The sequence below is a fragment of the Paradesulfitobacterium aromaticivorans genome (assembly GCF_054657415.1).
The window spans coordinates 13,208-33,886 of sequence record NZ_BAAHYT010000009.1; the positions used below are offsets into that span (position 1 = coordinate 13,208).

At 48.0% G+C, this 20,679-nt stretch carries 22 protein-coding genes; 2 read left to right on the forward strand and 20 right to left on the reverse strand.

Going from position 1 to position 20,679, the window contains the following annotated elements; all coding sequences use genetic code 11:
- Positions 1-6 precede the first annotated feature (6 nt).
- The 20 genes from ACYQ2N_RS04560 to ACYQ2N_RS04655 form a co-directional block, all read right to left on the reverse strand.
- Complete coding sequence (locus ACYQ2N_RS04560; RefSeq protein WP_459998003.1) at positions 7-474, reverse strand: hypothetical protein; 468 nt, start codon at positions 472-474, stop codon at positions 7-9.
- Positions 381-887 (reverse strand): type II secretion system protein, encoded by a 507-nt coding sequence (locus tag ACYQ2N_RS04565; protein ID WP_459997787.1) that lies wholly within the window; start codon positions 885-887, stop codon positions 381-383. The genes ACYQ2N_RS04560 and ACYQ2N_RS04565 overlap by 94 nt, the downstream gene beginning before the upstream one ends.
- Before the next feature lie 116 nt (positions 888-1,003).
- On the reverse strand, positions 1,004-1,390 hold the full coding sequence (locus ACYQ2N_RS04570) for a type IV pilus modification PilV family protein (RefSeq protein WP_459997789.1): 387 nt from the start codon (positions 1,388-1,390) through the stop codon (positions 1,004-1,006).
- Between the two features lie 15 nt (positions 1,391-1,405).
- A complete protein-coding gene (locus tag ACYQ2N_RS04575) occupies positions 1,406-1,777 on the reverse strand; it encodes a competence type IV pilus major pilin ComGC (RefSeq protein ID WP_459997791.1) in 372 nt (123 codons plus the stop codon).
- Between the two features lie 245 nt (positions 1,778-2,022).
- Positions 2,023-2,304, reverse strand: a complete 282-nt coding sequence (locus tag ACYQ2N_RS04580; RefSeq protein WP_459997793.1) for a hypothetical protein — start codon at positions 2,302-2,304, stop codon at positions 2,023-2,025.
- Between the two features lie 67 nt (positions 2,305-2,371).
- Positions 2,372-3,457: a 3-dehydroquinate synthase gene (gene aroB / locus ACYQ2N_RS04585; RefSeq protein WP_459997795.1), complete on the reverse strand. Its 1,086-nt coding sequence runs from the start codon at positions 3,455-3,457 to the stop codon at positions 2,372-2,374.
- Positions 3,450-3,974, reverse strand: a complete 525-nt coding sequence (locus tag ACYQ2N_RS04590) for a shikimate kinase (RefSeq protein WP_459997796.1) — start codon at positions 3,972-3,974, stop codon at positions 3,450-3,452. Before ACYQ2N_RS04590 ends, aroB begins: the two co-directional genes overlap by 8 nt.
- 18 nt (positions 3,975-3,992) lie before the next feature.
- Positions 3,993-5,141: a chorismate synthase gene (gene aroC, locus ACYQ2N_RS04595; protein WP_459997798.1), complete on the reverse strand. Its 1,149-nt coding sequence runs from the start codon at positions 5,139-5,141 to the stop codon at positions 3,993-3,995.
- Between the two features lie 27 nt (positions 5,142-5,168).
- Positions 5,169-5,567, reverse strand: coding sequence for a prepilin-type cleavage/methylation domain-containing protein (locus tag ACYQ2N_RS04600; protein ID WP_459997800.1), 399 nt, complete (start codon positions 5,565-5,567; stop codon positions 5,169-5,171).
- Positions 5,568-5,736: 169 nt separating this feature from the next.
- Complete coding sequence (gene aroE / locus ACYQ2N_RS04605) at positions 5,737-6,591, reverse strand: shikimate dehydrogenase (RefSeq protein WP_459997801.1); 855 nt, start codon at positions 6,589-6,591, stop codon at positions 5,737-5,739.
- Positions 6,592-6,744: 153 nt separating this feature from the next.
- The gene (locus tag ACYQ2N_RS04610) at positions 6,745-7,275 is read right to left on the reverse strand and encodes a YqeG family HAD IIIA-type phosphatase (RefSeq protein ID WP_459997803.1); all 531 of its coding nucleotides are present in this window, start codon (positions 7,273-7,275) and stop codon (positions 6,745-6,747) included.
- A gap of 82 nt (positions 7,276-7,357) precedes the next feature.
- On the reverse strand, positions 7,358-7,900 hold the full coding sequence (locus ACYQ2N_RS04615) for an oxidoreductase (RefSeq protein ID WP_459997804.1): 543 nt from the start codon (positions 7,898-7,900) through the stop codon (positions 7,358-7,360).
- A 53-nt stretch (positions 7,901-7,953) separates the two neighbouring features.
- Positions 7,954-9,300 carry an acetyl-CoA carboxylase biotin carboxylase subunit gene (locus tag ACYQ2N_RS04620; RefSeq protein WP_459997805.1) on the reverse strand — a complete coding sequence of 449 codons (1,347 nt, stop codon included), beginning with the start codon at positions 9,298-9,300 and terminating at the stop codon, positions 7,954-7,956.
- 4 nt (positions 9,301-9,304) lie between these two features.
- Positions 9,305-9,532, reverse strand: a complete 228-nt coding sequence (locus ACYQ2N_RS04625) for a biotin/lipoyl-containing protein (protein ID WP_459997807.1) — start codon at positions 9,530-9,532, stop codon at positions 9,305-9,307.
- 124 nt (positions 9,533-9,656) lie between these two features.
- A complete protein-coding gene (locus ACYQ2N_RS04630; protein WP_459997808.1) occupies positions 9,657-10,397 on the reverse strand; it encodes a 5-oxoprolinase subunit PxpA in 741 nt (246 codons plus the stop codon).
- Positions 10,398-10,415: 18 nt separating this feature from the next.
- Positions 10,416-11,399, reverse strand: coding sequence for a 5-oxoprolinase subunit C family protein (locus ACYQ2N_RS04635; protein WP_459997810.1), 984 nt, complete (start codon positions 11,397-11,399; stop codon positions 10,416-10,418).
- 19 nt (positions 11,400-11,418) lie between these two features.
- Entirely contained in the window at positions 11,419-12,405 is a 987-nt protein-coding gene (locus ACYQ2N_RS04640; RefSeq protein ID WP_459997811.1) for a carboxyltransferase domain-containing protein, read from the reverse strand.
- A gap of 140 nt (positions 12,406-12,545) precedes the next feature.
- On the reverse strand, positions 12,546-14,087 hold the full coding sequence (locus ACYQ2N_RS04645; protein ID WP_459997812.1) for a purine-cytosine permease family protein: 1,542 nt from the start codon (positions 14,085-14,087) through the stop codon (positions 12,546-12,548).
- A gap of 318 nt (positions 14,088-14,405) precedes the next feature.
- Positions 14,406-16,364, reverse strand: a complete 1,959-nt coding sequence (locus ACYQ2N_RS04650; protein ID WP_459997813.1) for a hydantoinase B/oxoprolinase family protein — start codon at positions 16,362-16,364, stop codon at positions 14,406-14,408.
- A 1-nt stretch (position 16,365) separates the two neighbouring features.
- Positions 16,366-18,411, reverse strand: a complete 2,046-nt coding sequence (locus ACYQ2N_RS04655; RefSeq protein ID WP_459997814.1) for a hydantoinase/oxoprolinase family protein — start codon at positions 18,409-18,411, stop codon at positions 16,366-16,368.
- A 425-nt stretch (positions 18,412-18,836) separates the two neighbouring features.
- Between ACYQ2N_RS04655 and ACYQ2N_RS04660 the strand changes: the two genes are divergently transcribed.
- Together ACYQ2N_RS04660 and ACYQ2N_RS04665 are read left to right on the forward strand one after the other, a co-directional pair.
- Positions 18,837-19,004: a CBS domain-containing protein gene (locus ACYQ2N_RS04660; protein ID WP_459997815.1), complete on the forward strand. Its 168-nt coding sequence runs from the start codon at positions 18,837-18,839 to the stop codon at positions 19,002-19,004.
- Positions 19,005-20,663 carry a sigma-54 interaction domain-containing protein gene (locus tag ACYQ2N_RS04665; protein WP_459997816.1) on the forward strand — a complete coding sequence of 553 codons (1,659 nt, stop codon included), beginning with the start codon at positions 19,005-19,007 and terminating at the stop codon, positions 20,661-20,663. It abuts the gene before it with no gap.
- Positions 20,664-20,679 lie beyond the last annotated feature (16 nt).

Sequence of the window (20,679 nt, forward strand, 5' to 3'; positions counted from 1 at the left end):
CCTGACTTAATTATGCAGTTCTTGATATTTGCTTATAACCCAATTTCCTTCATTCAACTGCAAATACACCTTAATCTTCCTCCTGGCCAGAGCTGCCTGCGCGCCTGATATTACATTATAGCCCCCACTCACAGGTACTGCGGTAACTTCAGCCCTGCCGCCTTCCCAGGCAAAAATTCCACCCTGCCAGGATGGATTTAGAGAAAGTTGAGACTTGGCCCACTCGATACCGGCCTCAGCCGCGTACACCGCCTGTCTGCCCTGCGCCTCCCGGTGTGCAATCCGGTTTTCTCCATTGGCTTTAAGATATATTTCAAGCCCCAGGGACACCGATGTGGTCAAAATCACCAGGACCAGCAAACTCGCAAACCCCGTTTCGCCTAGGAAGCGGGCAGGACGAACGTGCGCTGTCTGATTAACCCTTTCCACTCTACCTGTTGCCTGCCCTGAGAAGACTGAAGCCTTACCTGCCATAATCCGGGCTCCACCTCCTTGCACTCCCAGGCTGTAATCCTGCTGGCAACAGGATTAGGAACGTTTAGATGCTCCCAATAGAGGTCAATTATGCCGTCGGAGTCTTTGTCGTCAAGATAATAGCGGTCAGGAGTAAACACAGTCTCAGGGGGCGAGATCTTTAAGACCCCAGGCTCGACCCAGCGAATTCCCTGAGCCGTGCGAATAGCGTCAGAAACTGTTTTTCCTGCCGAGACTAGCGCATACTGAAGCTCGAGCCGGTCTTTGAGATCCTTAGCTGCGCGCCACTGCCCCACAAGGAAATAAAGGGCTGTAGACAGAAAAATCCCAGAGATCAGGAGGGCAAACAACACCTCAAGCAAGGTCATCCCCGCTGTGCTTTTTTCTATCCACTTGGACATACCTCTGCGCATTTTCTCTGACTCCCACGCTCTCTGCTTCAGAGACTTTCCACTCGCACACTCTCTGCTTCAGAACTCTCCACTCCCGCACTCTGCGGCTTTCACATTCACTGACTGATGCACAAAAATTATTGCACATAAAACACGCTTCCCAACGTATAAGTGCCGGTCTTCCCCTGTTCAGGCCAACTCACCCGCACGTTTATCCTAATAAGGGTCGAGGGAATGTGCCAGTCAGAATCAATAATCCAGTTAAATTTTCCTTCTTCGCCCAATACACTCGCGCCAGGGACTACTAGACCCTGGGCCAAATTTTGGCTCCAGGGCTTGGCGGACAATCTTTCAATTGTCTGCTGTGCCAGGTTAGCTGCCTGGGTCAGATTCTGGGCGCTTTCTGTCTCCCGCACGGCAGATTCAATTAGGCCAAAGAGGACTGCAAAACCTAGACTAAAGAAAAAAACCGCCATCAGGGCATCGAGCAAAACATACCCCTTTGACTTAGTTGTCCGCGCCATCTATTTCAGGGCTCCTTAATTAAACTCCTTAACCTGACCAATTGAGTTTAATTCATATGTTCGAGTCGTCTCAAATGGATTAGTGGGCAACTCTTTAAGATAAGGGCCATTCCAGTTGCTCATCCCAGACGGAGGCTCCAGCAAGTCGTCAACTGTCCCCGGAAATGAGCCCACATCAAGGCGGTAAAGTTGGGTAGCTCCTTCAATCTTTTTAATGTTAGCCAAGTCTACGTTTTCCTTAATCCTATCCCGCGATGAAGAGAAGTTTGGAGTAGCCACTTGGAGCAAGATGCCCATCAGAAACAATACGAGCAAAAGTTCATAAAGGGTAAAACCATTGTCCCTACCCTTTGGTCTGGCAGAGCAGGATCGTGTCACTCCTTGCATAGACTTCCCCCTCGGAAGAGTCTTAGCGATTCGCCTTCATATCGATTCATCTTAATACTGCAATTACTTCAACTTTGCTTGGACAAATCCTGCTCGTACGACAGAGGTTGTCTATTTTCGACATAAGATTATATGTTCGATGCACTTATCCCAATGCCCTGCGAAATTCTATAAATTCCGACAATTTATATATACCTTCTAGCCAATCATCTCACTGCTTTTTCAAGTCTGCTTATGCGCTCATTCTACAACCTATCAGACTCCACCAAAACTTTCATATTGCTCACAATTTCATTTTGTACATTAGCCATCTGCGACAGTTGGGTAATGATCTGCTGTTGTCCTAACTCAAGTAGGTTAACTTTTTTTGCTATGGTCTCTATTAAAGATTCATGTGAATCCAAGCGCTCATCCATCTTGTCAAAACGCTTCTCCATCCTGTCAAAACGCTCGTCATGCCTATCAAGACGCTTTGATAGACCCGTTAACTGCTCAAGCACTAACTCCTGAAACTTTTCAGATTTCACCTAAATCACCCCTTTACCTCATTATACCAAAAATGTGTTCCTCGTGGGTGATAAAATGCTCCGCTCTCTAGTCCACTACTTTTTCCCAAGCCTTTAAGATTTCCTCATCACTGCAGTCTTTAACCACAACAGCCTGTCCAATCCCTTTAGGTAAAATCAGCACCTTGCGGCCACCTTGATTTTTTTTGTCTGCTTCCATCAGACGCAAAAGCTTGTCCGTAGGTTTATCAGAAACTACTGTCATAAGCCCGAAACCTTGAAGCAATTGCACAATCCGCTCAACTTCCGTCTCTGAAATATACCCCCGTGCCCGCGCTAAATTGGCTGCCGCTACAATCCCTAAGCTTACACCTTGTCCATGCGTGATCCCTTGGTACTCCATTTCTGTTTCCAGGGCATGGCCAAAACTGTGGCCCAAGTTTAGTAAGGCCCTGATTCCAGCTTCCCGTTCATCCTGAGACACTATTTTCACTTTAACTGCCAGGGAACGGGTAGCCATCTCCCGCCAAATTCCCTGCTCGCGCTCTTTTATTCGCTCCCGATGCTGCTCTAAGAAAGAAAACAACTCATTGTCCGCAATCAGGGCGTGCTTCACAGTCTCGGCCAAACCATTTTGCACTTCATTCCAGGGCAAGGTCGCAAGGACAGAAAAATCCGTCCAGACTGCGAGCGGGGGATAGAATGCTCCTAATAAATTCTTACCCGCAGGATGATTGACAGCCACTTTGCCCCCAATGCTGCTGTCTACCTGAGCCAGCAGGGTGGTCGGGACTTGAACAAAACGGATACCGCGCATAAACACACTGGCAAAAAAGCCCGCCAAATCCCCGATAACCCCGCCCCCTAAAGCAATAACCAAAGTCGAGCGGTCCGCACCCAGGCGCACGGCTTCAGACGTTAGCAGGCTTAAGCGGTCAAGAGCCTTTTCCCCTTCACCCTCAGGAACGCTCACAACATCCACCTTAAAGCCCTTTAGACCTTCAATTAAACGCTCACCATGAAGCTTTGCTATCACAGACTGTGTCATCACTAAAATGTGAGTGTCAGCAGTCTGCCGGGTCTGAAGATATTCTCCTAAATCTTCAAGACTGACACCCAAAAATACCGGATATGGGCGGCTAGCCGCCACCTCTATTTTTTGCCAATTAGCCAAGTTCTTCAATCCTCCCCTCAAGGTAAGTTAAAATTTCCCCCTCTACTTCTTCAACACTTTTGTCTGTCGTATCTACCGTGTATTCTGCCCGCGCGTACGATACTTGGCGCGCCTGCCATAAAAACTCGATTTCCTCTCTGCCTGTTTTGAGCAATGGCCTGTCTGTCCGTTGCCCTACCCTGTCGAGAATTGTTTCAACCGGAGCATAGAGGGAAATAACCACGCCTATTCCGGACAAAATTGCTTGATTCTCCGGATTAAGCACTGTACCGCCCCCGGTAGCGATCACACAATTTTCCCTGGTCATCAGCCTTTTGACCATCAGGTTCTCTTCCGAACGAAAACGGGTTTCCCCGTGGCGGCGGAATATCTCGGCCACACTCATCTCGGTAATCCTTTCAATTTCCGAGTCCGTATCAATAAAATCCCAGCCCAAGGTTCTGGCCAGGCGTCTTCCTACTGTGCTTTTTCCTGTACCCATAAAGCCGGTTAAAATAATATTTCGGACTTGCTCCATAAATACACCCGTCCTAAATTAAATACTTCTTAAGTATTCAAGGTATCGCCGCCAGGCGTCCTCTACTTCCGCAAAGCTGTCCGCTCCAAACTTCTCCAGGACTGCTTCCGCCAACACCCAAGCCACCACATGCTCTAATACCACCTTAGCGGCCGGAACAGCACAAACATCCGACCGTTCAATACTGGCTTTCACTGGTTCTTTAGTTTCCATGTCCACAGTTGCCAGAGGCTTGTACAGGGTCGGAATCGGTTTCATTACTGCTGTAAGGATAACATTTTCCCCATTAGTCATACCGCCTTCAATCCCGCCGGCATTATTGGAAGCGCGGCTATAGCCATAGCCCGCAGTATAAGTAATCGGGTCATGGGCCAGGGAGCCTGGCAAATCTCCGAGCTCAAAGCCACGACCGAATGAAATTCCTTTAATCGCCTGCACGGACAAAACCGCCTGGGCCAGGCGTCCATCCAATTTGCGGTCCCACTGAACATGTGAACCGAGTCCGGCAGGCAGATTGAGAGCCTGGATCTCAATCATTCCACCCAGGGATTCCCCTTCAGCCCGAGCTTGTTCTAAACGTTCCCACATTTTCTGTTCTGCCTCAGGATCACCCACAGCCCACTCTGAAGACTCAACCCTTTGCCAGTATTCAGGGCTATTCTCAACGAGCGCCCTTACTCCGCCGACAGCCAAAACACGGCCCCTAATCTGTACCCCCAGCGCATTCAAAAGTTGACGCGCTACACTCCCTACAGCAACGCGCATAGCCGTCTCCCGCGCACTCGCCCTCTCCAAAATATTGCGCACTTTAGTGCGGTATTTCAAAGCTCCGGCTAAATCCGCATGTCCTGGGCGGGGAGCGGTAACTTTGCGACTCACAAGATCGGCATCTTCGCGCCAGGTCATTACTTTCTCCCAGTTGACCCAATCCCTGTTTTCCACTTCTAAAGCCAGCGGTGCCCCTGTCGTTAAGCCTGCGCGCATGCCGGAAACTATCTGCACTTCATCCTGTTCAATCTTCATTCTCCCGCCGCGGCCGGGGCCGCCTTGACGCTGGCGCAAAGCCCGGTCAATCTCAGTTTTCTCAATCTTGACGCCTGCTGGAAGGCCTTCAATAATCCCTATCAGCTTGGGGCCGTGGGACTCTCCCGCTGTCAGAAAACGCACTCATCTTCCCCCTTGCTTTTATTTAGATCACTCTTCGCGAATCCGCCCTGCCACCGGAGCCACAATTACCTTGCGCTCTTCCCCGCTCTTTGTCCGGAGCAAAATAGTCATCCCCACATTCGGGATTCCCGCAGCATTAAACTGTAAATCCTGAGGCGCGGTAACAAATGAAACCCCGTCAGGCAGGCGCACATTCCTTACCTGAGTGCCGACGCGTAAGATCTGATAATACTTGTCCTCATAGAAGAACCGCACCTGGTACCAGGTATTTTCAGACATAGCAGCCTGGCGGGCATCCCTAAGCTCTTCCAGGAGCTGAGTGGACGCCTGCGCCAAACGCCCGCTTTGCAGGTGCCCGGGCAGCTTCACTCCTAAAACAAAAGTACTCCCAGCCAGAATGACGAGTACCAACAATAATTCCAGCAAAGTTGCTCCCCTGACCCAGGACTGTGCTTCCTTTTCCTTACTTATCCCACCACAAGCTCTCAACCCTTCTCAACCACCAGTATCCTATTCCTTAAAACCTTCCATCTTAACCTCGGATCTTTTTTCCAACTGTATTTTGTCAAGCTATGACCCGGCATGACTTTAACTTCTATCCCTCAACTAAAGCCTTGGTTAAAGCGTCCCACATTTCTGCAAGCGGTGCCCTCTCTTCGAGCCAGAACTCCCAGGCCAAAACCCCTTGATGCAGTAACATTCCTAAACCGTTAAGAGTATGGCAGCCCCTGGCCTTAGCCTCGCACAAAAACGCTGTTTCCCGGGGGCGAAAGATAATGTCAACAACAAACGCCTTTGGGTTAATACCATCCAAAGAAAATAAAAACTTCTCTCCCTTAAGCCCAACAGATGTAGTCTGAACAACCAAATCAGCTTGTCCCAGCCACTTGCCGGGAAGCAGTTCCCCGCCCGTGGCCTCTCCGCCTTGAGCCCGTACAAGCCCGGCCAGTTCATGAGCTTTTTCCTCTGTCCGGTTCAAAATATGTAACTTCGTCCCTCTGTCTGCAAGCGCAAATGCTATCCCTTTGGCAGCTCCTCCTGCACCAAGAATCACCGCGTTTTTGCCGTTAAACCCTATCGTGTTCGGATCAATGGACTCCGTTCGAAGAAACTCCGTTTCAATCGAGCGGACGAAACCCAAGCCGTCTGTGTTATGCCCAATCAATCTCCCTGAATTCACTTTTACCGTATTAACCGCGCCTGCCCTTGCAGCCTCCGGAGTCAGCTCATGCAAAAACGGAATGATTTTTTCCTTATGCGGAATCGTCACATTCCAGCCGTCAATCCCCAAAGCCACCAGGCCGGAAACCGCCGCCCCGAGATTATCCGGGCTGACCCTAAAGCGCTGGTACTCGGCCACGATTCCTTTGGCCTTAAAAGCAGCTCTATGCATAACAGGAGAAAGAGAATGTTCAATCGGATCTCCAATAACGGCAAAGTGCTTCTCCATAAGTAACATAACCTCTCTATGTAAGTTCTCTTTCTATGTATTCATACAAAAATACAGCCGTCATTAGAGTACAATGGACACTGGTTGATCATTCACTTCCATTCGACAGAAAACGGAATGGCCTAACCATTCCGTATAAACTCCGAAAACATCTTAGCGCACTTTCGAACCATGGAGTTCAAAGCGGGCGAAATGCTTCATCGCCCATACCAGCCCCCGCTCCAACTGCCGCATAAAGCGAGTTCCAATCCATTCGCGCTCGCTGATTGGCAAGACCAGAATCGTAAACAGCCTCAGTCTATTCCCACCTAATATGTCCGTAAACAATTGATCTCCAATAACAGCTGTATCCTTAAGACCCGTACCAAGTATGTCCATTCCGGCCTGAAAGGCGCGACGTCTGGGCTTGCTTGCTCTAAACACAAATGGGATTCCCAGTTTTTCCGCCACCACTGCCACGCGCTGGCGCTTTTTATTGTTAGAGACAACACAAGCGCGGATACCGGCTTTCTGCAAGCGCATGAACCACTTGGCAACTTTCGGTCCCACTTCCACGTCATTCCATGGAGTCATGGTATTGTCAAGATCAATGATCAAGCCCCGAATCCCCGCCTGCGCGAGCATCTCAATTTGAATGCTGTCAATGGAATCAGCTTGAAAACTAGGGCTAAAAAGCTCGAACATGAGGTTTCCTCCAGCCTGTGTCAAGAGTTGAATCTATTATACTCCAGGAAAACCAGAGGAAGCAAGGGCACTCTTAATGTTACTAGACTCTATCTTTGGTTAGCGACTCTAAGAATGTAACCAACGGCTGAAAGCATTGGTTACATCTTTCGGCGATCACCTGGTATTCAGCCCGGCCTAGAATGAGTGGCGCTTCACCCATTTCTGCCAGTTTTCCAGCTGCCATAGCATATTCGTTGATCCCCTGACCGTTGGGATGGAAATCATCCGTATTAATTTTCCACAAGATCGGAAATTCATCGCCCACAGCTTCCCTAACAGTTGAATACACTTCAAGCAGAAACCGCAGGCGTTTTCTTAGGTCAGGAATATATTCGTCGTCCCAGACTCCCAATTGGTGATTAAAAGTACGCCCCTGCGGATCGACAGCGCCCACACCTGTGATAATTACTCCTGTGCCGCCAACCGCCAAGTCATAATAGAGTTTCACCAACTGATCAGTTAAATGGCCGTTGAAATCAACCATTGATTCCGCAGTCGCCGAGCGTAAAAACCGATTCTTAATTTTTCGTCCTTTTAAATAATAAGGGTCTTTGAGATCATTAATTGTTAAATCCCCCTCCATACTATGACATAAAATTCTGTTTAGAAAGATCTGTTGAGTCCGAGAATAATCATTTATCCACGTTTGATGTAGTCATCGATGAACCCCGTGTAAAGAAGTCCTTGCTTAAAGGCCTCGTTTCGCAAGATCTCCAAATTCAGCGGAATGGTGGTTTTTACCCCTTCAATTTGGAATGCCGCTAAGGCTTCGCTTAGACGGTTAATTGCCTCCGGCCTGTTTACTCCCCAGGCTATAACTTTGGCCAGCATGGGATCGTAATAAGGCGGCACATTGGCTCCCGAAGCCAAGGCATGGTCTATCCTCAAATAGAGGTCTTCTGCAGGTATACTAAGTTTTTGGATCGTACCAGGCGACGGCACAAAGGTAGCCGGATCTTCGGCATAAACCCTGGCTTCGATGGCATGCCCGTTCAATTGGATATCTTCTTTCCTAATCTCCAACTTTTCTCCGGCGGCAATATTTAATTGGTTTCTGACAATGTCTATCCCGGTAACATACTCGGATACGGGATGCTCAACTTGAAGCCTAGCGTTAACTTCCATGAAATAATACATCTCGTCATCTGCCCTTAAAAATTCCATTGTCCCAGCGCCATAATATCCCATTGCGCGGACTATCCGTACCGTATAATCATAAAGAGTTTGACGTTCCTGCTCGGAAACCACAAGGGACGGAGATTCTTCAATTATTTTTTGATATCTTCTTTGAAGCGAGCATTCCCTTTCGCCGAGGCAAACGCAATTGCCCTGCATATCTGCTATAAACTGAATTTCTATGTGCCTAGGTCTTATGATCTCCTTTTCGATATAACAATCAGGTGAACTAAAAGCCATTTGGCCAATTCTCGAAATGCGCTCAAAGACTTCTTTTATTTCTTCTTTTTTCTTTACATGCTCAATGCCTTTTCCACCGCCACCTTTATCTAGTTTAAAGATAATTGGAAAACCGTGATCTGAAACAAAGCGGTAAACATCATCCAATTCCCGGACAGGCTGAAAAGTACCGGGCACAACGGGCACGCCGGCAGCGACAGCTATTTGCCGGCAATAACTTTTTGACTCAATCGATTTGAGAATCCTAGGTGGCGGTCCCACCCATAATGCACCGGCAGCAACAACTTCATCAGCGAAAGAAGCATTCTCGGACAAAAAACCGTAACCTGGATGAACAGCATCTGCTCCCGACTCATGTAACACATTTATAATTGATTCTACATTAAGGTAGCTTTTAAGAGGATTTGAGGGGCCGACATAATATAATTCGTGGGCCTCTTGAAGATAGAAGGCGTCCTTGTCGGCATCTGAGAAAATAGCAACCGGTTTTATATCTAAGTCCCGGCACGTCTTAATAATTCTGCGCACAATTTCACCGCGGTTAGATATCAATAGCTTTTTTATCATCACTTTAACCTGCCTCAGTTTCCACAATAATCATCGGACTGTCGACTTCCATCTCGTCCCATTCTTTAACCAGGATACTTTTTATCACTCCAGCCCAATCCGTCTTGACCGGCAATTCTGTTTTCATGCAATTAATTACAGCTACTTCCTGACCCGGTTGTACGGTATCACCTTCATTAACCACAACTCTGGCAACTAGCCCAGGCATATGTGCTTGTACCGTCTTCTCCATTTTCTTTTCCTCCTTCATTAACTATCTCATTTTTGGTTGATGCAAAAGGCAGCAAGTATCATTGTAGAGTAAGCATGATTAGAGGAATTTTGCCTAACTATCCAGCAAAACCAAGAATCATTTATTAAATGGCTGCTAACTGAATGCCTTGTTCTACAAAAACCTCTTTGATTTTAGCTACTACTTCAGCCGCATTGGGAGAGTCCCCGTGACAGCAAATTGTGTCCGCTTCGGCAGAAATCTTATTTCCGCTAACAGTAGTAATCATTTTTTCCTGAGCTACCATAAGGGCACGCTCGGCAACTTCTTCCGGCGACCTTGCCTGTTTGTTCCTCTCCAACACCCAATTGCCGTTATCATCGTAGCTAAGATCAACCAGAATCTCTGCGGCCAGCCTCAGACCCATATTTTTTCCCATATCCCAAATCAAGGTTCCTCTGGGTACATAGATGAATAATTCAGGGTTAAACTGCATTACCGCCTTAAGATAAGCACTGGCGTACTTCTCTTCATCAGAGACCATGCGGTAAAGTATGCCATGAGGCTTAATATGATGAATTTTCATTCCCACTGGGTTCGCAATTCCGTTTAAAGCCCCTAGCTGATAAAGGGTATCACTGGTTAGTTCCTCGGGAGTAACTTCCATCTTCCTGCGCCCAAACCCTTGCAAATCAGGTAAACCGGTATGAGCACCAACAGCAACCCCGTACTGTTTAGCCAATTGCACAGTTTTATACATGACTAACGCATCCCCGGCATGAAAACCGCAGGCGATATTAGCTGAAGTAATATATGGCATTACACTTTCATCATCCCCTAATTGATACCTGCCGAAACTCTCACCCATGTCCACATTCAAATCCATCCTGACTACCCCTTTCATCTAAACAAGAGAGTCCTCGCTCAACCATTTTCTTTGTTGAACACGGGCCTGAATCGCTTCTTCCTGGGTGCAATATTCAAACTTGATAAAATCCCTGCCAATAGCTCCTTGACCTATTTTCCATAAATCAGCGTTAATTACGCTTAGGGCACACATATAACCCCCTAAAGTCGGGCCATCTGCAACCAAGAGAATGGGGGTATTACCGCAAATATTTAGAGCACCCCTGATGGCATAAGCATGGTCTAAGACATTAGAAGGATGGCTCCCCGCAACTCCGCCATCTTTCCTGGCAAAAGACAACCCTTTAGCTTCTTGCAGACGGTAAGCAGACCTATTAGAACTGTGCTGTATCTTTAATGGATTGCCAAATAAAAAATCCATTCCTTCTTCAGTTAAGTAATCCGGAGAGGAGTTCGGCCCTGGAACAGCTCTCAAGATCCACTCTCTGCTGTATTGCGGTCGGGCATCATCTTTGACTTTTCTTCCTGCCAATCCCTCAAGCCCCTTGTTTACAGGCCCAAAGTTTACTACATCTCCGGCCTGAAGTTTACGGCCGTTGAATCCGCCGTAACTGCCAAACAAGCACGTAGACTTGCTGCCGAGGTAGACCGGAACATCAATTCCACCCGCAACCCCCAGATACGCTCTAAAGCCGAATTCTCCGAAATGAGAAAACTTGATGATGTCCCCTTTGCTTACTTTCACCGACTCCCACAACGGCAGCTGCTGATTGTTGATCGTAGGTTTCATGTCAGTTCCGGTTACACTGATCACCGTGTCAATCCCAAACTCAGCTTCAAAATATCCTCCGGTGATCTCCAAACCGGCCTCGCCGGGAGGGTTTCCTACCAACAGATTGGCAAACCCAAGCGCGACATTGTCAAAGGCACCGGAAGATGACATGCCGTTATCTAAATAACCGATTCTACCGGGCCAGTCTTCGACAACTGTTTCAATCCCTCCGTTAAGCACTTTAAACATGTTGGTTTCCTCCTTTCTCTCAGACTTTAGGGGCAATCTTGGTTCCCGCTTCTTGCTTAGCTAACAGTTCCTTAACCTCTTGGTGAACGGAGTCTGAATGATAGAAATCCTGCCATTCCTTGACCACAAACTTCCCAGTCTTAATGTCATACTCATAGTCTGTTTCCTCATGGACATGCTGATAGATTTTTAAGATTTCTTCCTCCGGAACCTCAAAAAACTTAATCCTGTCGCCGGCCCGGAAAAAAGTCGGGTTTTCTTTGAACAAAGGGTGTTTTTGACTGAACTGAAAAATCGGAATGGTACGGCCAAATACCTGGTATCCTCCACCTGTGGGTGTGGGGTAAACGTATAAGCAAGGTCCCCCAATACCGACCGTGCCTTCCGGGGTCCAGGTTCGGGGTGGATTATACTTGGGCACAACGATCGCATACCTTGGATCTAAGGGCCAGAAAAACCCGCCGCCTGGCCAGAAACCGTTGCCGCTGTTATACCATTCCGTGCCACAGACCATCTTTTTTATTTCACTAACTGTTACCCCGTTACAGAGGGCCATGTATTCGATGTTATAGTCATTAATCACATTCGGGGCATCCGGGCGTACCTCTTTAACGTACTTTTGGACGCATTTTTTAGTTTCGCTGTCTTCAAAAGCGATTGGCAGAGTGATTAATCTTGATTCGAATTCTATCTCCTTGACATCGGAAATAGACTCTTCTACTTCCTTAATCTCGCCAATTAATTTCTTGACCGGAAGAATCTCAGGATCAAAGTGATAGAGATTCGTCCTTATTCCCGGCACTGTTTCAAACAACCCGGGAATTTTTTTACTCTTAACTGCCCCATTAACCGTTAATACTCTGAAAGAATCCACCAGGTTAAATCTTGGATTTTCTCCATACTCCACCTGCAGAAAACCGTCTCCGGCCTGCCTAAACAGCACTTTCGGCCGCGAACCCTCTTCCGGCAAACTGTCTAAGATGACGTTGAAATTCCTTCGCTCCATCTTCAATCCCCCTCGGCGAATAATAAAGGATAAAAAATTGGCGACCGTCCCGAATATTGTACAGCCGCTCTCACACCTTCCTAATATGAATACAATGTTTCCGGGACGGTCTTTATTACAAATATCTTCTAAAATTAACCTTAGACTTGACAGGCAGCCGCACAGGCAGCTTCCGCGCAGCACTGCGAGCAGTAATGCCCTTTATGAACAGAGCAGGTCAACATATCCTCCGTAATGAATGCTTGCCCACACTTGTTGCACTTCACCAACTGCTCACCGTAATTATTGATTTCGATAACTTCGGCCTTGAAAGTCTCTTCCCTTTTCCGCGCTTCATAATATTTACCTTGAGTAGCTACGGCCATAATGATATGAAGTACAAATGCGATCACCGCGGCAGCAAAGGCTGAGATTGCGGCCCAGAAAGCGCCAAACATTCCGAAGGCCATTAAGGAGCCGATGACGCTGGATACAACCAAAGAAACCACTCCCACTGGGTTCCATTCGCGCAAGTGCCCACGCCTGTGTTCAATGTGAATCGGCCCGAGTTTCAGCACTCCTTTCACGACCAGCAAATCAGCAGCCATCAGTGCCACCCAGGCGAACAAAAACACTCCTTGGAATGTCAGCATCGGCCCGAGATGATCCAGTGCACCTGCCAGCATTGAGATAACTGCCGCAATCGCTGTCACTACAACCCAGAAAACCCTACCCGGCGCAAAGTGCAAAACCCGGGCGAAGAAATTCGCGAGCGAGAGCGAACCGCTATAGAGGTTTGTCACATTGATTCTGAGCTGGGTCAAAATAGTATAAAGCGCACCCCAAACTCCCATTGCGGTGACAAAGTATTTTCCAGGGTTTGCTTCCCCGAATCTAACTCCAAACCACACCCCGATTAAACCGCTTAAGAAGAAAGCAACGAATTGAGGAACAAACCCAACGGCAATCACCCCGATTTTACGCTCATTGGGCTTAATGAACCTGGCATAGTCTGAGACCAACAAGGCCATAATACCGACCAAGCCGTTCATAACTCCAATTGAGGTCAACAAGCCGACTCCGCCTACAGAACCGCCGGGCGGCAGAAATGTCAGCCAGTCCGAAGAATGCGGAAGATTCATGCGCGCTGCCGTAATAATTCCAGCCACCAGTAAAATCACATAGATCGGTACGGAAAACTTCTGGAACTTATCGAGTTGAGCCACACCGTACCAGTTAAGAGGAATAATTGCCAGACCGACAGCAACCATTAAAAGCCAGACCGGAATTGCAGGGATATAAGCATTAATGGCATAAGCCATGATACTGCCTTCAATGGCGGCATACATAATAAAGTTAATTGCATAAATGAAAGAAGTAATGGACGAACCGGTAAAGCCAAGGCCGGCTCCGCGGGCCATGAGATTGACATTCAACCCATTCTTAGCCGCAGAATAAGCTATGGCTATGCCCAAAATTCCACCGACAACGGTGGCATAAATTTCCGCCAGCATCGCATTAACACTGCCATAGGAAATTGCCATCAGACTCCCCATTTGCATGAAGACCATTGCCGTTGCTACTCCAAGCGCAACATTCATGATCGAATACCACGGCCAACGCCAATGCTGCGGCACCTTGCGCAAGGCATAATCCTCTTTCATCTCTTGCTTGGCGTCAGCTTGAATAGTACCTCCTGCCATGTAAATTGCCTCCTCACTCTCCAATATGGATTATTTATTTAACTCTCCTCTACACCCCAAACACCCGCTGTTATCTCTAAGACTACTAGATGCTTTTGTCACCTCCCTTCATTGTTAAATCCGGGATCTTCCCAATAACTTTATCTACCCAATAATCCCAAATTTCTGATTCTTTAAGCTGGTAAACTACTTTTCTTTTTGCGACTCCAGAGCTTTTGCAGTCCTGAAGCTTAATGTGCTTGACTCCGGGAGTGATGGAACACTCCCGGAATACAGACAATCAACCTGAACAAAGCACAAAAGCTTACCTCGGAACCGTTACTCCTTCCAATGAGCAATAGTTCTGGTCCCAAGCATCTTCCGGTATTCCTTGGTAGTCTCCGGCAAAACTTCGTTCGTTTGCCAATCAAGAATGACTCCGTATTTCCGGATCACATCCAAAAGCTCAATTTCCCCCTTGACAAACATATCTCTCACGGCATAAGGGTCTTCTTTCATCCAAGCCTTGCGGTTTTGCCGGATATACTCGCGTTCCTTCTCTGTTCCTTCCAAGTCAAGCTCGTATTCACTGAGTTCCTCATCAAGCGTCTTAATCACGACTCCGTAATCTTTGGCTGCCCTTTCCACGGAAACGTAATCATCGATCACATCTTCGAGCACGAGCTTCGGCTCTCTCTCTAACGGATCCCCCAGTCCTCCCCCACCTGCTGATGGTCTGGTGAAGGAGACCCCTTGTTGCACCGGAACATTGGAAAAGATTGTACCTAAGTAACGCTCATTCTCCTTGTTTGGATTGAGCCGGACACCATGGGGATTAGACGGGAGACCACCGTTGATTCCCCAGGTGATGGAACGGGCGCGGTCACAGCTATACGACATAACGGTCCGCTCCAGGCTTAAAAGTGTGCCTCCCTTTTCCACCCCGCAGCCCCCGCGAAACTTGCCCGGGCCTCCGGAATCCCGGACAATGGCGTGAACATTCGTTAGTACCGGTGACAATCGTTCCTGCCCTTCGCACGGCTGCACACTCAACCCCAGTCCGAAAAGGGGCGCGGAAGCATTTGAGCCGTCTTTATAGCTTCTGCCGCCATGACCCCCGGCCATCCAGTCATACCACATGAAATAACTTTTTTGTTGGGAACGAAGATCCCAGCCCCCGATCAACAAATATTCAAGATTAAAGGAACAGGCAAGCGCCCGTTCTGGCATAATCTGTGACCAGAGGCTAAAGATCGCGTTCATTATCTTCTCATAACTTCCCGAACAATACCCTGTTACCGCCGTCGGCCAAGGTGCATTCACAACCGTCCCTTCCGGAAGATAGGCTTTCACTGCCCGGTAAAAACCTGAGTTTAACGGGATTTCCGGGAAGAACGTCTTGGTACCGGCAATGACTGCGGAAAAGGAAGCGCTATAGGCTGAGTTAAGGAAGCAGCCAATCACCGGGTTGCTCCCGGAAAAATCATACTCAACCGAATCTCCCTTAATAGTCATCTTCACTCTAATCGGAATCAAGCCCTCTTCCTGCTCCGGGTCCATATCAATATAATCCACGGTTTCCCACGTGCCATCCGGGAGGGCACTGATTTTAGTGCGGGCCACCCTTTCCACATAATCCTGACACTCTTTAAAGGCCATTAAAACCGTATCTTTCCCGTATTTATCCATCATATTGATTAATATTTGTTCCCCGACTCTGGTTGCTTCCGCTTGCGCCCTTAAGTCCCCCAACCGGTCTTCAGCCACCCGCATATTGGCTACCAGGAGATTGGCTACATCGGCCAAGTAGCGACCCTGGGACCAGACCCGGGTCGGCGGGATGCGCATTCCCTCCCCATAATGTTCCTTGGCGGTAATATCAAAGGAGCCTGGAACAGAACCGCCCACATCGGCCCAGTGTCCGTTGGAAAGCATATAGGAAACCAGTTCACCCTGGTAAAAAACCGGCCGAATGATACGCGTATCATTGAAGTGAGTTCCTCCAACATAGGGATCATTCATGATAAAGACATCCCCGGGATTGATATCTTCTTTGAAGGTATTGATCACCGCTTTTGCCGTCAAATGCAGAGTTCCCACGTGTACAGCCACATCCTGGGTTCCCTGCATAACCGTATCTCCGTTGACATCACACAACCCTGAACTAAAGTCGCGGGCATAGATGACAAAGGAATAACAGGTACGCAGGATTTGCTCAGACATCTGATCGACCAAATTAATAAAGCCATTCTTTAAGACTTCAAAAGTTACCGGATCTAAATGGTTTGTGTGCGCCATGTTATCTCCTCCCCTCTCCAATTTGCATAATAATATTCAAATACTCATCGACCTCGGCTTTCACTCCCGGGGGAACAACCACCGTGGAATCAAGTTGCTCGACAATGACGGGACCATTTAAAATGGCACCCGCAGGCAAACCCTCGCGATTATAAATCTTGGTCTCGATAAACCCGCCCGCTTCCTCAAAGAAAACCGGCCTAGTGCCTATGAGCGCATCTTCCGCGTCCCCGCCTTTGGGATATTTGGGCAGATTCGGCTTGGGAACCAGACCGACAGCCGTCACACGCAAAACATAGATTTCTACGCCCTGCTCGTGGCTGGACCAGGCATATTCCCGCTGGTGCTCACTGTGGAAAGTTTCCAAAGTTTCTTCCAAGGATGAGATTGGATTTGCCACCGGAACTGTTAAGGAACGCCACTGCCCCGCATAACGCATATCAGCAAAACGGAGAAACTGCATATTTTCCGGAGGCGTACCCTCTGCCTCCAATAGTTCTTTACCTTCCCGTTCAAGCTCGGCATATACTTTTTCCAAATCTTCGATGCTGACTGTCTTCGCATCGACAAGATACGTCTTCGAGAGATCGTGGCGCACATCAACCAACAAGCAGCCCATTGCGGAGGTAATTCCGGGATAGCGGGGAACGATAACAGTGGGAATCTCCATTTCCCGGGCCAGGTAAGCGGCATGCAGAGAACCTCCTCCGCCAAACGCTACCAGGGCAAATTCACGGGGATCATACCCGCGGCGGATGGAAATGAGTTTCATAGCATCACACATGTTGGCGTTCGCAACTTTGACAATGGCATTGGCGGCTTCAACCACACTGTAATTAAAGGGGTCAGCAATCTTCTCCTTAATCGCTTTTTCTGCTGCTTCTTTATCAATTGTCATATCACCGGCTAAGAGCTTGGTATCCAAACGGCCCAGCACGAGGTTGGCATCCGTGTTGGTGGGCTCAGTGCCCCCTTTTAAGTAACAAGCCGGTCCAGGATCGGCACCGGCGCTCTGAGGGCCGTTGCGCATCGATCCCCCTTCATCAACCCAGGCGATACTGCCGCCGCCGGCCCCGATCGTTAACACTTCGATACTGGGGAACATGATCGGATACCCGTATTCAATATTCCATTCCTTAGTTACCCGCACCTGACCGTTATACATCAGGGAAATATCTGTACTGGTCCCGCCCATATCAAGGCCGATGGCATTTTCATACCCGCACAGTTTTGCAATATGGGCACTGGCAATTGCCCCGGCGGCAATACCGGAACTCGCAATCCGGGCCGCATAATTCACCACAGTTTCTGCCGTCATCACCCCACCGCCGGAGTGTAAGACCAGAACTTCCCCTCCGTATCCCATATCAGACAATCGGGTAGTGAGTTCCCTGAGGTATTGTCCGACCACAGGCCCAAGTACCGCATTAGCCACTGTCGTACTGAATCTTTCATGCTCAAAAATCTCCGGTAGAATCTCACTGGAAGCGCAGATAAATACCCCTGGCAGTTCTTCCTCCAGGATTTCCTTCATCCGCTGCTCATGAATTCCGTTAATATAAGAGTTAATGAAGCAAACCGCGACTGCTTTGACATCTTTTTTCCTTAAGAGCCGGGCAACTTGTCGTGCCTCTTCTTCATTCAGCGGTTTCACAATGCTGCCTGCCGCATCAATTCTTTCTTCTACCTCTAACCGATCGCGGCGGCGCACATGCGGAGGGTTTACATCTTTATAGACATCCCACAAATCTTCCTTGGTCGAACGCCGGATTTCTATAACATCCCGGAATCCTTTGGTATTAACCATTCCCGTAAGCGGAAGATTGCGGGTAATCAAAGCATTGGTGCCCACGGTCGTACCATGTGAAAACAAAGTAACCTCAGACAACGGTACTCCGGCTTTCTCCACCCCGTTGACGATTGCCAGTGACGGATTAGACGGAACCGACGGTACTTTTGTCACCTGAATTTCACCCGTCTGCTCTTCGAAGATGAAGACGTCTGTATTCGTTCCTCCGACATCGACTGCGACCCTGTACTTAGACACTGTAAAATCCCTCCTCAAATAAATCAGATCTGCTCTAGTGCATTAAAAAAACTAATACGGACTTAAGCTTTTGCCCCTAATCTTCAATAAGCACTCCTTTCTTCTTTAATCCAACAAATACTTCTATTCTAAATTTTCAGATTAACGGCTTGCTTAATGATCTATAGCAAATCTCATACCAAATGAGTTAATATTCGAAAAATCCAAATTGTATCGCATTTTGGAAGCTGAAACGGAGTAAGCATAAGTTATTTTTGACTCAATAATTTAGTCCTGACTGATTCACCCTTGACTTACTACTCAGATCCACTCCCTGAATTTCAACAATTCAGAGGGAGAAATGATCTAGACAGACAGGATAAATTGATTGATTTGCCGAAATATAATGTATAGTTAGAGGATTTGAAAGGAGGGAACACAAGATTTTGAAAGTCAAGGACTTAATGGATATTGAGTTCCCCCTCTTAATTCCTCAACAAACCGTTGTCTCAGCTCTCAGTCAATTAGCCGAATGGGAGGTTACCGCGGCACCGGTCCTAGACCGCTTGGGTAATATCGGAGTTTTCATGCTCAATCGACAAGTGCTGAAGTAAGTGCTGGAGGAGCGCGGCAGAAATCCCCACCTCTGTGTGAAAGACTTTATGCATCTTGGTATCCCGGTTGCAAGGGAAGAACAGACAATAGCAAGCATTTCCCTATCCGCCAGCCCGTTGATCCCGATTATTAATGACAAAGAACGCCTCATCGGCGTTCTCTGGATCCACAAACTCGTTTCCGCAACGTTGAAACAAAATTCCGCTTTTTTGTCCGCTAACCACACGAGCAAAGATGAGTTAAACACTATTATGCAGAGCACGCACGATGGAATCGTGATTACGGACGGTCAGGGAGTCATTCTTAGAGTAAACCGGGCCACGGAAAACATCTTCGGCCTCGCCATTCAAGAAATAGTTGGAAACAATGTCAGGGAACTCATTGAGCGGGGGCTGATCGATCAATCTGCCACGTTAGCGGCTTTGTCCTCTCAAAAACCCATATCTCTTAAAAAGACTGCAGCGACCGGCAAAGAGTATGTTGCAACTGCAATTCCCGTATTCAATCAAGATGGCAACATCAAACGGGTAGTGACCAGTATTAGAGATATAACCGAATTAGTGGAACTAAAAGTCGCGCTGGAAGACACCAAAGTGCAAGCTGCGGAGTTTTCTGCGGATGCCGCCCTTTTACGCACCCAGCACATGCTTGAACACGGGATTGTCAGCAAAAGCCCCCAGATGCTTCAGGTCATCGACTTAGCGTTAAAAATGGCCCAATTTGATGCAACCGTATTAATCTTAGGAGAATCAGGCGTTGGCAAAGAGCTGATCGCAAAACTTATTCATAGCGCCGGCAAACGCAAACAAAATGGAAAGTTTATCAAAGTTAACTGTGGCGCAATTCCCCGCGAATTACTGGAATCCGAGTTTTTCGGGTATGAAGCGGGTGCTTTTACCGGGGCCAAAAAAGAAGGAAAACCCGGCTATTTTGAATTAGCCCATCAGGGAACGCTTTTTTTGGACGAAATTGGGGAACTGCCGCTCGACTTACAGGTCAAATTGCTGCGGGTCATTCAGGAACGCGAGTTGGTCAGACTGGGTGATACCCGGCCCAAAAAAGTAGATGTTAGAATTATTGCCGCTACGAACAGGGAATTAGAGCAAATGGTAGCTCAAGGGACTTTCCGCGAGGACTTATTTTATCGGCTTAATGTACTGCCGATTCAGATCCCGCCTTTACGCTCCAGACCGGAAGATATCCCGGCGTTACTTACAGCCTTCTTAGAGAAATACTCCCGCAAATACGGAAGCGGCAAGATGCTTGCCGGGGACAGCTTAGACCTGCTATCCCGGTATAGCTGGCCCGGAAACGTTAGGGAACTGGAAAATGTCGTCGAACGGCTGGTAATAACAGCCGACGACCATATTATCTTACCGCAGCACTTGCCAATTCAAGTACTCAAACGCGAACAATCCGTGTCCGCGAACAGCCCGGTGTTGCCTGACCAGCCGTTTGAGCAGGAACACAACGGTGACATGAGAACCCTGCAAGAGGTAATGGACCAGGTGGAAAAAGAGATGATTATTAAAGCACTCACGATTTACGGAAGCACCTACCGCGCAGCGAAAGTGCTCGGAGTAAGCCAGTCCACCATCGTCAGAAAGGCCAAAAAGTATCACCAAAAGACTGAGCGTTTCTGGCGTGAGGATGAATAAAACGGGGTGAATAATC